The sequence below is a fragment of the Pseudomonas sp. SH10-3B genome, from assembly GCF_019891415.1.
Lineage (GTDB): Bacteria > Pseudomonadota > Gammaproteobacteria > Pseudomonadales > Pseudomonadaceae > Aquipseudomonas.
Genome location: NZ_JAFLXD010000007.1, coordinates 171,454 through 185,994, shown reverse-complemented (window position 1 = coordinate 185,994; position 14,541 = coordinate 171,454). Strand labels below are relative to the sequence as shown.

The following is a 14,541-nucleotide window of genomic DNA, read 5'->3' as shown; positions in this document are numbered from 1 at the left end:
GCGAGCAGGATCTGCGCGTGGCGGCGCGCCGTGCGGGGATGTTCAGCATGCGTGAAGACGGCGAGCGCTGGGTACGCAGCGGCGCCACCGCGCCGGAAGAAATCCTGCGCGTGACACGGGACGCCTGATGAATCGCTATCGCTATGAAGCCGCCGATGCCATGGGCAAGATCGAGAGCGGGCACCTGGAAGCCGACAGTCAGCGCGAGGCCTTCGGGATTTTGCGCCGGCGTGGCTTGACCGCCTTGTCGGTGCACCTTGAGCAGCCTACGCCGTCGGGGGCGGGCGCAGGCCTGTTCAGCGCCAAACTGTCGGACAACGACCTGGCCTGGGCCACTCGACAACTGGCCAGCCTGCTCAGCGCCAGCCTGCCGCTGGAGGCCGCGTTGAGTGCCACGGTGGAGCAGGCCGAGCGCAAGCACATCGTCCAGGCCCTGAGTGCGGTGCGTGCCGATGTTCGCGGCGGCATGCGCCTGGCGGATGCCTTGGCCGCGCGGCCACGGGACTTTCCGGAGATCTACCGTGCGCTGATCGCGGCGGGGGAGGAGTCCGGTGACCTGGCCCAGGTGATGGAGCGGCTGGCCGACTACATCGAAGAACGTAATAACCTTCGCAGCAAAATCCTCACCGCGTTTATCTATCCGGGGGTGGTAGGGCTGGTCTCGATCGCCATCGTGATTTTCCTGCTCAGCTACGTGGTGCCCCAGGTGGTCAGCGCGTTTTCCCAGGCACGCCAGGATCTGCCCGGGCTGACATTGGCGATGCTCAATGCCAGTGATTTCATTCGCGGTTGGGGCTGGCTCTGCTTCAGCGCCCTGGTGGCAGGTTTCTGGGGCTGGCGTATGTTCCTGCGCAACCCGCCGGCGCGCTTGCGTTGGCATCGGCGCGTGTTGCGCCTGCCGCTGATCGGGCGTTTTGTACTCGGGCTCAATACCGCCCGCTTTGCGTCGACCCTGGCGATTCTCGGCGCCGCCGGGGTGCCGCTGTTACGTGCACTGGAAGCGGCCCGCCAGACCTTGTCCAACGACTGCCTGAGCCAAAGCGTGAGCGACGCCACCGCCAAGGTGCGCGAAGGCGTCAGCCTGGCCACGGCGCTGGCAGTCGAGAAAGTATTTCCACCACTGTTGATCCACCTGATTGCCAGCGGCGAAAAGACCGGCTCGCTGCCGCCGATGCTTGATCGCGCCGCGCAGACACTGTCCCGCGATATCGAGCGCCGGGCGATGGGCATGACCGCACTGCTGGAGCCGCTGATGATCGTGGTGATGGGCGCGGTGGTGCTGGTGATTGTGCTGGCGGTGCTGTTGCCGATCATCGAGATCAACCAACTGGTGCAGTAGCAAAAAAGCCCTCGTCACCGAGGGCTTTTCATTTCACGAAGCTGACACCGCAGCTTAGAGCTTACCGGCGCCGGCCTTGGCCTTGACGTCGGCGGCGACCTTATCGGCGGCCAGCGGGGTGTAGCTGTACGGCGGGGTCCAGCCGATGCTCGAACTCCACGAGCAGCTCAATGCGCTGCCGTTGAGGGTCGAGCCGGTGTCGCGGTAGACGCTGCCACCGTAATCGCCGGCGATCTTGTCGCAACCGCTGATACCGCTGATCTCGAAGGCATTGCGCTCGGAGAAGATCTTCGAGTTCTTGCCCACGCCATGGGCGTATGAGAACGGGTACACCTTATGGCTGGTGCTGCCCACGTGGTAGTTGTTGTACAGGTGCACCTGGCCGAAACGCACGCGCGGCGCGCGGGCAGAGATGTTTTCAAACAGGGTGTTGTGGATGGTGACCTTGAGCTTGCCGTCATCGGTGGTGCGGCTGTCGCTGGAACCGATCAGGTTGTTCTTCTCGTGTGACTTGAACGCCGAGTACGAGATGGTCACGTAGTTGGCGCCGTTTTTAACATCCAGCGCGCCGTCGTGATGCTGCTTCGGACGGCCGTTGGCACTGCCGTTCTGGTCATCGGTACGGCGGCCATCGGTGAAGGTCACGTGATCGACCCACACGTTGTTGGCGCCTTCAATGGTCAGGCCGTCGTATTCCGAGTTCCAGTTGCCGGCGCTGCCGTCTGTAGGGTCCCACTTCGGCTCGGGATCCCAAGGGTTTTCGATGGTGATGTTGCGGATGATGACGTCGTTTTCCTTGGCATAGAAGAAACCCTCACGGATCTCGGCATTGCTGGTGGTACCGACGATGGTGGTTTTGCCAGGAATATCCAGGCGACCGCGTACCTTCATATCAGCAGTCGTCGTATAAGCCTTGCCTTCGCTGACATCGATGATGCCGGTGATTTTGATGATACGGCCGTTGGTGCCCACCGAAGCGCTCAGTGCGGTTTTCAGCTCAGCCGCGTTTTTTGCCGTGTAGATATTATTCGCCGCTGCTCGCGAGCCGCCCTTGGTGCCGCCGTTCTGAGTGGCCCAGCCGGTGGTGGCCGAATCCAGCCAGATGTCCGCAGCATGCGCCGGAACGCTGGAAAACAGCAGGGCACCGATAATGGCACTGGCCAGTTTGGAGGCAGTGAAGGTTGAGGGTTTTGTCATGAGTAATCAGATCCTTGATTAACTTGAGTGTTTAAACGCGCACAGGCATGCGCGTTTCTCGAGCGGACGTCCTTGCCACTGGTGCAGCGAATCGAACGTCCGCTGCATGAGAAATCCTATCATATGGAATTGCGTTGTCGTACAACTCATTTCAAGGTTAACGAGTAAAAAGTTTTATTGACTAAAATAAAATATCGGATAATTATTCCTGTGCATCTGCTCTCATGCAGAGTCATCTTCAGGGTTATCCCGATGAGTCTTAAAACCCCGTCTGTACTGGCGACTCTTTACGTCGAGGCCAATGAATCGTCACCGGCAGCGCGCGTGGCTCCTGTCCTGATGCAGGGCTTCCCGGCCGAGCCGAAACACCGAGTAACGTGGCACAACTGGATGCGCGCGCCCTTCAGCCAGTGGGGGTTCCGTCATTTGGCGCGGCTGCGTCCCACCATTGATGTGGCGGCGGGTTCAAGGCCTGCCGCTCAGCTCAAGGAAGCGCCCAAAGCGCTGGACGAACTGTGTTTCGACAGCGAATGCGGGCTGAGCATCAGCGTTATCGAACACCTTGTGGCCAGCCAGACCGATGCCTTTTTGGTGATGCAGGGCGACACGGTGTTGTTCGAGCGCTACTTCAACGGCCAGCGCGCGGATGACCGGCACATCATGTTCTCGGTGACCAAGTCACTGATCGGCACCCTCGGCGAACAACTGGTTTCCAACGGCACGCTCAAACCCGAGCTGCCCGCCGCGTACTACGTGCCTGAGCTGGTGGGCAGTGCGTTTGGTGATGCCACGGTGCGTCAGTTGTTCGACATGGCGGTGGGCATCGACTACAGCGAGGTGTATGACGATCCCCGCTCTGAGAGCTCGCAGTATGGTTATGCCTGCGGCTTTCAACCGGCACCGGCGCAATACGCCCAGTTCGAGTCGCTGTACCAGTACTTGCCGTCGCTCAAGAAGCGCGGCAGCCACGGGGGTTTTTTCCATTACGTGACGGCAACCACCGAAGTGCTGGCATGGGTCATGGAACGTGCCTCGGGCAAGGCCTGCAGTCAGATGCTGGAAGCGATCTGGGGGCGCTTGGGCTGCGAGCGCGACGGTTATTTCATGGCCGATCCCTGGGGCCGTAACGTTGCCGGGGCGGGCTTCAGTGCCACTTTGAGAGACATGGCGCGCTTCGGTCGCCTGCTCGCCAACGACGGTCGCCAGGACGGCGTTGAGTTGCTGTCGCCCGAGACCGTGGCCCGTATCGCCGCCGGCGCTGATCCGGCGATCTACGCGCAAAATGCCGAGTTCTCCAGCTGGACGCCGGGTGCGTCCTATCGCAGCCAGTGGTACGTGTTCAACGACCACAGCCAGGCCCTGATGGCCGGAGGGATCCACGGCCAATACCTGTTTATCGATAAGCCGTCCGGCGTGGTGATCGTCAAGCAATCGTCGCTCACCGATGCGGTCAGCCCGTTCGATAACGACAGCGTGCGCATGCTGCGCGCGATCGCTGCCCACCTGAGTCGCTGACCCACGCCCAAAAAATAAGAGTCTTGCGTTCTATTCACCTGGCTTGCCCAGGTGTTGGCGGCGCTCTGCGTCGCCATTGACTGCCCTGTAACAACAATAATTCCACAGGAGCTTCTTATGGTTTTCACCAAGCGTTTCTCTCGAGCGCTGTTAGCGCTCGGCTTACCCTTGACCACCCACGTCGCGTTGGCGGGCTACACCTTTGAGGACGGCGATCTCAAGGGTGAAGTCAATCTCACGGCGGGTGGGGCGACGCTGTTTACCCGTGGCGTCAACTTCGGCAGCGGCCAGGTCGATGCGCGCAACGGAAAAAACGGCGGCGCCCGGATCAACTGGCAAGAGGTCTACGTAAAGCCGGGGGTCAAGCTCGAGTATGCGTTGCAACCGGATTTCAGCCTGCTGGCCGGCGGTTCCCTGGTGGCGGCGAGCACCTTCGGCGATGGCGATGCGGGTGGCTTCAGCCGCAGCTCCGACGGCAAGGTCGCAGCCGAAGAACTCTACGGCGGTTTTCGCGCCGGCGAGTGGAAGCTCACCGCCGGCCGCCAGAACTACATGATCGGTACGGGGTTCATCGTCATGGACGGTAACCTCGACCAGTACAAGGATGGCGCCTACTGGCTCGGCCCGCGAACCGCGTTCAAGGATTCGGCGATTCTCGCCTGGGACCATGGCGCGCTGAAGTCCCAGGCCTTCACCTTGCGCACCGATGATGACTTGGGCGACTTCCGCATGACCGGTGTCAACCTCGATTACAACCTCGATGACCAGGTGACGCTCGGCGCCATGGCCATGAAGGTCAATGCCCTTGGCCCCCGAGGCAGCACGCTCCCGCGCCGTCGGGACGGCATGCAGGTGTACAACCTGCGGGCGCTCAACGCCAAGGTGCCCGGCGTACAGGCGCTGACGCTGAATGCCGAGTACGCGCTGGAGCGCGGCAGCGGCGAGGGCGTCGACTACGATGCCAGCGCCTGGTACGCCCAGGCCGACTACGCCTTCAGCACCGTGCCGCTGACGCCGATCCTCGGCTACCGCTACGCGAGCTTTTCCGGAGACGACAACCTCACCGACAACCGGCAAAAAGCCTGGGACCCACTGAGCAAAGGCTTCGTCGACTGGAGCACCTGGCTGGTCGGGGACGTGGTCGGCAACTACCTGCTGTTCAACAGCAACGAAAACGTCCAGCAGTTCTCCCTCAAGACCCACCTCAACGACACCCTGACCCTCGGCGCGATTCACTACCAGTTCTGGCTGGACGAGAAGAACTACATGGGCGCACCGGTCAGCGATCGGCGCTTTGCTGACGAAAGTGTGGTTTTCCTCGACTGGACACCCACGCCGTCGTTCTATACGTCGCTGTCCTACAACTGGGTCAAGCCACTGGCCGCCGCCAAACAGGTGTTCGGCAACGACCAGATGTTCAGTGCGCTGGAACTGTATTTCACCTACCGCTATTAAGTGCTGCGAGCCATCGCGGCCGCGCTGGAGTGTTTTGATCATGAACAGATTTTTGCGTAACACCGTGCTGGGCACTGTCGCCTCGTTGCTCATCAGTGGTTTTTGCCTGGCTGAAGAACGCACCGTACGGATCTACAACTGGATCGAATACCTGCCACCCGAGGTGCTCAATAGCTTCCAGGAGGAAACCGGCATTCGCCCGGTTTACGATGTGTTCGACACCGTCGAAACCATGGAGTCCAAGCTGCTGACGGGCAACTCCGGGTATGACGTGGTGTTTCCCGGCTCCGCCAACCTGGGACGCTTGATCACGGCCGGGGCCGTGCAGCCGCTGGATCGCAAGCAGTTGCCAAACTGGCAGCACCTGGACCCGCAATTCATGCAAACCCTGGAAACCGCAGGTGACCCCGGCAATCGTTACGCCGTGCCTTACCTGTGGGGCACCACGCTGATCGGCTACAACGTCGACAAGGTGCGCAAAGCCCTCGGCCCTGACGTGCAGATGAACAGCTGGGACATCATCTTCAAGGAAGAAAACCTCGCCAAGCTCGCCAGTTGTGGCGTGGGTTTTCTCGACGCCGCCAACGAGATCCTGCCGATTGCCTTGCACTACAAGGGCCTCGACCCCAATAGCCAGAAGCGCGAGGACTATGTACAAGCCCAGGCCCTGATGATGAAGATTCGCCCTTACGTCAGTTACTTCAACTCGTCGCGCTACGGCATGGATCTGGCCAACGGTGATATCTGTGTGGGCGTGGGCTGGTCCGGCGGTGTCGCACTGGCCACACGACTGGCAGATGCCGCCGGCAAGGGCGTCAAGGTCGAGATGGCACTGCCCAAGGAAGGCGCGCCGATGTGGTCGGACGTGATGACGATCCCGGCCAAGGCCCCCGATCTGGCGGAGGCCCATGCGTTCATCAATTACATCCTGCGCCCGGACGTGATTGCGCGCATCAGCAACAAGATCGGCTACCCCAACCCGAACAAGGACGCCACTGCGCTGGTGGACGCCAGCATCCGCAACGACCCGAACATGTATGTGCCGGACGAAGCGCGCAAGACCCTGTTCGCCCTGGAGCCGATCCCGGCTGCCGCGGAGCGCATCCGTACCCGCACCTGGACCGCCATCAAGAGCAACCGCTGATCAGTGTGGCCCGGTGCGTGCGCGCCGGGCTTGGAGCTTGCCATGACTGAACGGATGGACATTGCCCCCAACTTGCAGCGGGTGCTGATCCTTCGCGTCGCGATAGGGCCGGGCGTGATGCTGGGCGACAGCGTTGAAGGCCTGCGTTGCAATTACCCGATTGTGGGCGGGGATTTCGATGGGGTCGGCATCAGCGGCCAGGTCCTGGCGGGCGGAGAAGATTGCTTTCTTTTGCGCCCCGATGGCATCGGTCAACTGGATGCCCGCTACAGCGTGAGGACCGACGAAGGCGAGGTGATCAACATCCGTAACCGGGGTGTGCTGAGCATGACTGAGTACGGACGCCAACTGGAGCGCGACGGCCAATGGCCGATTCCTGAGACGGAGTACCGCTGCACCTGTACGCCGGTGTTCCAGGTGCCCAAGGGGCGGCTGGACTGGCTCACCCGTTCAAGTTTTATCGGCTTGGTGCATTACCCGTGCGCCGACCAGGTGGTGATTCGTTGCTATCGCTTTTACTGAGGCCCGACCCTGCAAGCTCTCAGGCCTGCATGCCGTAGAACAGCAACTCGGTGATACGCCTGACCTGCATCGAGTGTGCGTCGATATCCGGGTGTTCCTGGTTCACCAGCCGGAACAGTTGCAGGTGCGAATAATCGTTCAACAGGAACGCGGCCAATTCCACATCGAGTTGCGGGCGCAGCTTGCCGGCCTGTTGCAATTCCCGCAGCAATTCGCTGATCTCGGCCCTGAGCGCATCGTTCATGGCCCGATAGCCTTCGGGCAGTCCATTGCTGCCGCCGAACAGGATCAGCGGCAGCAGTTCACGCCACAGGCTGGGGTGCATGACTTCCAGTGCATAGCCGGTAAGAAGACGTTCCAGGTGGCAGAGCGCTTCGACCGGGTCGTCGATTTCGTGGATCCGGCTGCGGGTGTCGATGATCGCGCGTTGATCGGCGTGGTGCAGGATTTCCAGGATGATTTCCTGCTTGTTGCCGAAGTACTTGAACACCGTCGGCGGCGACACCCCGGCCTGGCTGGCGATCTGTTCGATGGTGGTGTTCTGGAAACCCTGGCGCTCAAACAGCTCGATCGCGGCCTTGCTGATAGCTTGCCGGCGTTCGGCTTTCTGACGTTCACGCAGTCCGCTCACAGGAGATCCTTGTCACGAGTAAAAAGAGGGGCGCTTGTCGCCCCGGTATCCCTGCAAAATACTTAATTGGGTAAAGCTTTTAAAGCACTAATTGCCATTCAAGGGATTTGCCGCTGATGCTTCTTCAACCGGTAGGCGAATTGAGCACGGCTGAGCCCCACGAGCCGGGCGGCGGCGGCCAGGTTGCCGGCGTTTTGTTGCAGTGCTTCATTGATCAGGCGTGACTCCAGGCCGTCGATGGAAAACCCTTGGTCCAACTGGCCAAGGGTGTCCAGCAGCGCAGGGCGGGGCACTGGCGCAGTGTTTGACAGGCTGCCGTGATCGTCCAGGCCATAGGGCGCGGCGGGCATCGGTTCGTTGCGAAACAGGTGCACCAGGTCAATGGCCTGGCCTTCGTCACTGGCGATCAGGCCGCGTTCGATCAGGTTTTGCAGCTCGCGCACATTGCCCGCGAAGTCATAGCGCAGCAACACCTTCAGCGCGCGCATGGTCAGGCCCACCGGCGTTCTGGCGTATTCCTGGCAGAAGCGCGTGAGGAACGCGTTGATCAGCAGCGGGATGTCGTCCCGGCGTTCGCGCAGCGGGGGCAGGGCGATGGGGTAGACATTCAGGCGGTAGAACAGGTCTTCACGAAAGCTGCCGTCGGCCACGGCTTTACGCAGGTCGATATTGGTGGCGGCCACCACGCGCACATCCACCTTGATCCCGCGCACCCCGCCGACCCGTTCGATTTCCCGTTCCTGCAAGGCCCGCAGCAGCTTGCTTTGCCCGCCCAGGCTGAGGCTGGTGATTTCATCCAGAAACAGCGTGCCGCCCTGGGCCCGCTCGAACCGTCCAGGGCGCGAGTGCGTCGCGCCGGTGTACGCGCCGCGTTCAACACCAAACAGCTCGGCCTCGATCAGGTTGTCCGGGATGGCGGCGCAATTGAGCGCCACAAACGGGCTGTCATGGCGGCGACTGAGCTGGTGCAACTGGCGTGCAAACATCTCCTTGCCGACCCCGGACTCGCCGCTGATCAACACCGTTGCCGGGGTCAGCGCGACCCGTTGCAGGGCTTGCATCGCCGCGTTGAACGCCGCGCTGGCGCCTACCAACGGCTGTGGCTGGCTGATGCCGCCGCCGCTGCGCAGCGGATTGGCGAGCGTGGGGGCGGCAGGGTGGGTGACGGCTTGGGACACATTCAGGTAGCGCAGGTCCTGCTCGACGTCACCCCATTGCTCGGCGGTCTTGCCGATCACCCGACAGCTGCGGTGGCCCATGCCCCGGCATTCGACTTCGCGGAAAATCACCATTTGCCCGAACAGGCCACTGACAAACCCGATGGCATAGCCGGTTTCAGTCCAGCACACCGGGTCCTGGCCGATGCCGTAGGCACTCACATGTTCATCGGCCTCGCAGGAGTGGTGCCAGAGGAACTCGCCTTCATAGAAGCCCGAATCGGCATCGAACTTGAAGTGCAGCGGTTCAACCTTGGTCATGCCTTCCAGGGTGTGCAGGTGGGTCCCGGCACGAAACACCGCGGCGGCATCCGCCTGTGGCCAGCGTTCGCGGATCAACCGCGCATCCCGCGCGCCGGAGGCATAACCGGTGCGGGTGAACAGGCCGCGTGCCTGCTCCAGCCCCAGGCGCTCGATGACTTCCCGGCGCAGGGCGCCGAACGACGAACTGTGCAGCAACAGCATGCGTTGATCGTTGAGCCAGATACGCCCGTCTTCGGGCGAAAAGAACAGGCAGTCGGTCAGTTCCGCCGGGGTGGGCGAGCTGCTGTCACTGAGTTGGCGGCTGTCACCGCGCGGATGGTAGGGCGCGTTGGCCACCCGGTCGTCGGGCAGCGCGCTGGGGGGATTAGTCATTGTTATGCCCCTGCAAAGCGAGTGATCGATATGAGAAACTGCTCAGATAGTTATTAAACATAACCTTATCAATTGAACAAGTGGCAAGGCCCCGGTTTTTACAGGTGATCGGTGGGTGAGGTCTGAACGGCGCGTGGCAGGCCCCGTTCCAGAGCCTTCGACGCGGTAGGTCGGCGTCGTTGCGTGCAAGCGGCACAGCCTTTGCTCAAGGCTAGATGCGGCGTTTGCACACTGTGCAGGCGATGACAATTACAAGAACCGGGAGTTGCCATGTCAGTGTCTGAAACCACCCACTTTCTACAGCGGGCCATTGCGTCCGAATGCCTGTTCAACGGCGATTGGATACCCGCTTCGGGATCCGTGATCCCGGTGATCGAACCTGCCACCGGCGAACCCCTGATGCGTTGCGCCATGGCCAATCCGGCTGACATCGCCGTCGCCTGCCGCAGCGCGGCCCTGGCCCAGCCGGCCTGGGCTGCGCTCGGCCCACGGGAGCGTGCCGAGGTGTTTCGCAAGGCGGCGGACTTGGCCCAGCAGTCCTTTGCCGAGCTGGCGCTGTACGTCGCGCGGGAAACCGGCGGCGCGTTGTTCAAGGGCGAGCACGAAGTACGCGAAGCAATTGTGCTGCTGCATCAGGCGGCGGGGCTGTTGTCCCAACCTCACGGGTTGGTGCTGCCCAGTGAAGCAGGGCGGCTGTCCTATGCCCGGCGTCAGCCCCATGGCGTGGTTGGGGTGATTTCGCCGTTCAATTTCCCGCTGATCCTGTCGCTGCGCTCGGTGGCCCCGGCGCTGGCGGCGGGCAATGCGGTGGTGCTCAAGCCCGATCCGCAGACCCCGGTCAGCGGCGGTTTTCTCATCGCCCGTCTGTTCGAGGAGGCGGGCTTGCCCAAGGGCCTGCTGCAGGTATTGCCCGGTGCCGCGCCGGCGGGGGAGGCGCTGTGCCGCGATCCGAATGTGCGGATGATCGCGTTCACCGGCTCCACGGCGGCGGGGCGTAAAGTTGCCGAAGTGGCCGGCCGACACCTGAAAAAAGTCGCGCTGGAACTGGGCGGCAAAAACCCGTTGATCATTCTCGAAGACGCCGACCTCGACCTGGCCGCGAGCAATGCCGCCTGGGGCGCCTGGCTGCACCAGGGGCAAATCTGCATGGCGACCGGCTTGATTCTCGTGCATGAATCCATCGCCGAACGCCTCACGCGCAAGTTGGTGGACAAGGCCCGGGCGCTCACCGTGGGCAATGCCGCCCGCGGTGAAGCCGCGCTCGGCCCATTGATCAACCAACGGCAATTGCAGCGCGTGCACGAGATCGTCAGCGACAGCCTGCAAGCGGGCGCGCGGTTGGAGGCAGGTGGCGAATACGACCGGTTGTTCTACCAGCCCACCGTGCTCAGCGGCGTGCGCCCAGGGATGCGCGCGTTTGAGGATGAAATCTTCGGTCCCGTGGCCACGGTGGTCAGTTTTGCCACCGACGAGGAGGCCATCGAGTTGGCCAACCGCACCGAGTACGGCCTTTCGGCCGCCATCATTTCACCGTCGGTCGGGCGCGCCATGGCCATCGGCGAGCGGCTTGACTGCGGCCTGCTGCACATCAACGACCAGACCGTCGCCGACGAATGCATCAACCCCTTTGGCGGGCGCGGCGCTTCCGGTAATGGCGGCAGCGTGGGCGGGCCGGCCGACTGGGACGAGTACAGCCAGTGGCAGTGGGTCACGGTGAAAAACACCCCGCCTGCCTATCCGTTCTGAATCCCGGCGCATCGATTTGATTTACCCATGCCTATACAAAAATAAGAGGGCTTGAACATGAACCTGCACAACAAAACCTTGATCGTCACCGGTGTCGCTTCGGGCATTGGTGCCGAGCTGGCAAGGCTCGCGCGTTTCCAGGGCGCGACGGTGATCGGCGTTGATCGCCATGAACCGCAACTGAGCCTGGATGGCTTCTTCCAGGCTGACCTGGGCGATCCGGCCAGCATCGATGCCCTGGTGGCACGCCTGCCCGCACGGGTCGATGGGCTGTGCAACATTGCCGGCGTGCCCGGTACCGCGCCCGTGCAAGCGGTGGCCACGGTCAATTACCTGGGGTTGCGGCACCTGACCCAATCGCTGCTGCCGCGCATGTCGGCGGGCGGCAGCATCGTCAATGTCGCCTCGGTGCTCGGCGCGCAATGGCCGCAACGCCTGGAGCTGCACAAGGCCCTGGCCGCGACGCACAGCTTCGACGCTGGGCAGCAGTGGCTGGCGGCCAATCCGGTGGCGCAGGCCAGCTGTTATCAGTACTTCAAGGAGGCGCTGATCGTGTGGAGCTTCCAGCAATCCCAAGGCTGGTTTCGCGATCATTCGGTGCGCCTCAACTGCGTTGCGCCGGGGCCGGTGTTTACCCCGATTCTCGGCGATTTCGTCAGCATGCTCGGGCCGGAGCGGGTGGCTGCGGACAGCCAGCGCATGACCCGTCCGGCCCTGGCCGATGAGGTGGCGGCGGTGATTGCCTTCCTCTGCTCGGACGCCGCGCGCTGGGTCAACGGGGTCAATCTACCGGTGGACGGTGGGTTGGCGGCGACCTACGTGTAGGGGTTGCACCAGCGGTAAACCCCGGCGCGGATCCACCGTGCCGGGGGTCTTGAACAACAACAAAAATACAGGACATACAAGATGCTCAAGCCTATCTTGCGGACGGTTGCGGCCACGACGTTTGTCGCACTGACATCGACTGCTTACGCTTATGATTTGCCCGGACTCAACCTCGGCAGCACCAGTTTCTACGACGGCTCACCGGCCCCGGCCGGCCCGGGCTGGTACCTGGAGGAATACCTGACGTACTCCCGGGCCAGCCGCTTCAATGATGCCAACGGCAACAAGCTGGCGTTGCCCAAGCAGGACGTGGAAGTGGTGGCGCCTACCACGCAGATCATCTACGTCGGCCAACCCCTGGCCAATGGCGCGATGCCGGGAATCACCCTGATCAACACCTCCCTGGCCCATGTGGACGTCGACGATGGCTTGAACAATGCGGCGCTGAGTTCCCGCGCCGGCTTTGGTGATGTGATTGTGGGGCCCTTCCTGCAACTGCCGACCCTGAGCCGCGCCGATGGCAGCCCACTGCTGACCCAACGTATCGAAGCCGATATCTCGGTGCCGGTGGGTGCCTATGACCGCAAGCGCTCGATCAACCCAGGCAGCAACTTCTGGTCATTCAACCCGTATTACGCGGCGACGTACTGGTTCAGCCCGAAGTGGTCGGCGAGCGGGCGTTTCATGTACCTGTGGAATGGCAAGAATGATGATCCGCAGGCAGGTTTTGGAGATGTTTCCGATACCCAGGCCGGGCAGGCGTTGCATGCCAACCTGACCCTGCAATATGCCGTGAGCCAGCAACTGAGCGTGGGGGTCAACGGCTATTGGTTGAAGCAGATCACCGACACCCAGGTCGATGGGCACGCCGTGAGCGGGCGCCGGGAGAAGGTCTGGGCCATGGGCCCAGGCCTGGTCTATGCGTTCAGCAAGGAAGACGTGCTATCGGTAAACGCCTACTTTGAACAGCAGGCGGAGAACCGTACCGAGGGCAACAAAATGGTGCTCAATTGGCTGCATAAGTTCTAGTGGGCGCCGTACGCACCATCACGCTGATGATGGTCAGTGCGGCAATCACCACCCCGGGGGAGGTCGCCAGCAGTACCCCGGCGGTGCCGGCGCCGGCGGCGAGCAGTTGCCCGGCCGCCAGCGGCCCGGCCACCGAACCCAGGCGGCCGACGGCCACCGCGGCACCGACACCGGTGGCGCGTACCGAGGTCGGGTAGGAGGGCGGTGCCGATGCGTACAGCACCAACTGCGCGGCCATGACGAACAGGCCGGCGGCAAAACCGGCGATGGCCATGGGCACGATGCCCACCGACAACCCGACTCCGGCCAATGCCGCCAGCAACCCGGCATACACACCCAGCACCACTTTGACGGCATTGCAGCGGTCCAGCAGCACGCCGCCGAGCAGCGAGCCGAGGGCGCCGCCGATATTGAAGAGCATCTGTACCATGCCCGCCTGGGGTTTGCTGAAACCTTGCTCCAGCAACAGCGACGGCAGCCAGTTAAGCAGCATGTACATCACGGTCAGGGTGAAGAAATAGCTGAGCCACAACGCCAACGTGGTGCGGGCGCGACCTTCGCCGAACAGCGCCTGGCCGGTGGAGGGGCGGGCGCCAGGGGTGGTGTCGCGCTGTTGGCGAAAGGCGCTGGACTCCGGCAGCAGCAGGATCATCAACGGTACGGCGAGCAACGGCGCCAGGCCACCGATGATAAAGGTGGTCTGCCAGTGCTCACTGGAAAACATCGCCACCACCGCGGCCAATGCGCCACCCAGCGGCACCCCGCAGTACATCACGCTGATGGCCGTGCCCCGGTTGCGTTCGCTCACCGCTTCGGCGCACAGCGCGATCAGGTTGGGCAACGCGGCGCCCAGGCCCAGGCCGGTGAGAAAGCGCACCAGCAACAGGCTGGCGTAGCTGTCGACAAACGCGGTGCTCAGGGAAAACAGCCCGAATAGCAGCACGGCACCCACCAGGATTTTCTTGCGCCCGATGCGGTCGGCGACCCAGCCGCCGAAGAACGCCCCCGGCAGCAGGCCGATGATGCCGACGCTGAACACCCAGCCGAGCATCTTCGGATCCAGGGCGAACGTTTGACGTAACCCGGCGGCGGCAGTGCCGGCAGCTTGCAGATCGAACCCCTCGATCAGCGCAACGATAAAGCACAACGCAATAGTCAGCGTCGAACGACGCGATGGACTGTCCATGGGCAAACCTCATTGTTGTTGTTTTTGTTGTGGTGGCGAGCTTGAGTGGCTGCTGGGGATTAAGATAACAAAGATAACTAAAAAATGAATCGTAGATTA

At 62.4% G+C, this 14,541-nt stretch carries 13 protein-coding genes; 9 read left to right on the top strand and 4 right to left on the bottom strand.

Annotation, left to right across the window (positions count from 1 at the left end; genetic code table 11):
* Positions 1–128, top strand: a 128-nt coding sequence (locus J1G35_RS30865) for a hypothetical protein (protein WP_262417199.1), incomplete at its 5' end; no start/stop codon positions are given.
* A complete protein-coding gene (gene gspF / locus J1G35_RS08390; protein WP_223014533.1) occupies positions 128–1,339 on the top strand; it encodes a type II secretion system inner membrane protein GspF in 1,212 nt (403 codons plus the stop codon). The genes J1G35_RS30865 and gspF, both read left to right, overlap by 1 nt.
* A 54-nt stretch (positions 1,340–1,393) precedes the next feature.
* On the opposite strand, the gene J1G35_RS08385 is transcribed toward gspF, so the two are convergent.
* Positions 1,394–2,536 carry a pectate lyase gene (locus J1G35_RS08385; RefSeq protein WP_053139730.1) on the bottom strand — a complete coding sequence of 381 codons (1,143 nt, stop codon included), beginning with the start codon at positions 2,534–2,536 and terminating at the stop codon, positions 1,394–1,396.
* A 252-nt stretch (positions 2,537–2,788) separates the two neighbouring features.
* Here J1G35_RS08385 and J1G35_RS08380 point away from each other — a divergent pair, with 252 nt between their 5' ends.
* From J1G35_RS08380 to J1G35_RS08365, 4 genes are all read left to right on the top strand, one after another.
* Entirely contained in the window at positions 2,789–4,051 is a 1,263-nt protein-coding gene (locus J1G35_RS08380; RefSeq protein ID WP_223014531.1) for a serine hydrolase, read from the top strand.
* 117 nt (positions 4,052–4,168) lie between these two features.
* On the top strand, positions 4,169–5,506 hold the full coding sequence (locus tag J1G35_RS08375; RefSeq protein ID WP_223014529.1) for an alginate export family protein: 1,338 nt from the start codon (positions 4,169–4,171) through the stop codon (positions 5,504–5,506).
* A 40-nt stretch (positions 5,507–5,546) separates the two neighbouring features.
* Positions 5,547–6,650, top strand: a complete 1,104-nt coding sequence (locus J1G35_RS08370; protein ID WP_223014527.1) for a polyamine ABC transporter substrate-binding protein — start codon at positions 5,547–5,549, stop codon at positions 6,648–6,650.
* Positions 6,651–6,692: 42 nt separating this feature from the next.
* On the top strand, positions 6,693–7,172 hold the full coding sequence (locus J1G35_RS08365; RefSeq protein WP_223014519.1) for a DUF3237 domain-containing protein: 480 nt from the start codon (positions 6,693–6,695) through the stop codon (positions 7,170–7,172).
* Positions 7,173–7,191: 19 nt separating this feature from the next.
* Here J1G35_RS08365 and J1G35_RS08360 read toward each other — a convergent pair whose 3' ends face one another.
* Positions 7,192–7,803, bottom strand: coding sequence for a TetR/AcrR family transcriptional regulator (locus J1G35_RS08360; RefSeq protein WP_223014517.1), 612 nt, complete (start codon positions 7,801–7,803; stop codon positions 7,192–7,194).
* A 98-nt stretch (positions 7,804–7,901) separates the two neighbouring features.
* Positions 7,902–9,656 (bottom strand): sigma-54-dependent Fis family transcriptional regulator, encoded by a 1,755-nt coding sequence (locus tag J1G35_RS08355; RefSeq protein WP_223014515.1) that lies wholly within the window; start codon positions 9,654–9,656, stop codon positions 7,902–7,904.
* Between the two features lie 270 nt (positions 9,657–9,926).
* Here J1G35_RS08355 and J1G35_RS08350 point away from each other — a divergent pair, with 270 nt between their 5' ends.
* The 3 genes from J1G35_RS08350 to J1G35_RS08340 all read left to right on the top strand — a co-directional run bounded on the left by J1G35_RS08350 (position 9,927) and on the right by J1G35_RS08340 (position 13,256).
* On the top strand, positions 9,927–11,402 hold the full coding sequence (locus tag J1G35_RS08350; protein ID WP_223014513.1) for a benzaldehyde dehydrogenase: 1,476 nt from the start codon (positions 9,927–9,929) through the stop codon (positions 11,400–11,402).
* Positions 11,403–11,459: 57 nt separating this feature from the next.
* Complete coding sequence (locus J1G35_RS08345; RefSeq protein ID WP_223014511.1) at positions 11,460–12,227, top strand: coniferyl-alcohol dehydrogenase; 768 nt, start codon at positions 11,460–11,462, stop codon at positions 12,225–12,227.
* An 81-nt stretch (positions 12,228–12,308) separates the two neighbouring features.
* A complete protein-coding gene (locus J1G35_RS08340) occupies positions 12,309–13,256 on the top strand; it encodes a transporter (RefSeq protein WP_223014509.1) in 948 nt (315 codons plus the stop codon).
* Here J1G35_RS08340 and mhpT read toward each other — a convergent pair.
* Positions 13,234–14,442 (bottom strand): 3-(3-hydroxy-phenyl)propionate transporter MhpT, encoded by a 1,209-nt coding sequence (mhpT, locus tag J1G35_RS08335; RefSeq protein WP_115488011.1) that lies wholly within the window; start codon positions 14,440–14,442, stop codon positions 13,234–13,236. The two genes, J1G35_RS08340 and mhpT, sit on opposite strands and share 23 nt — an antisense overlap.
* Positions 14,443–14,541 lie beyond the last annotated feature (99 nt).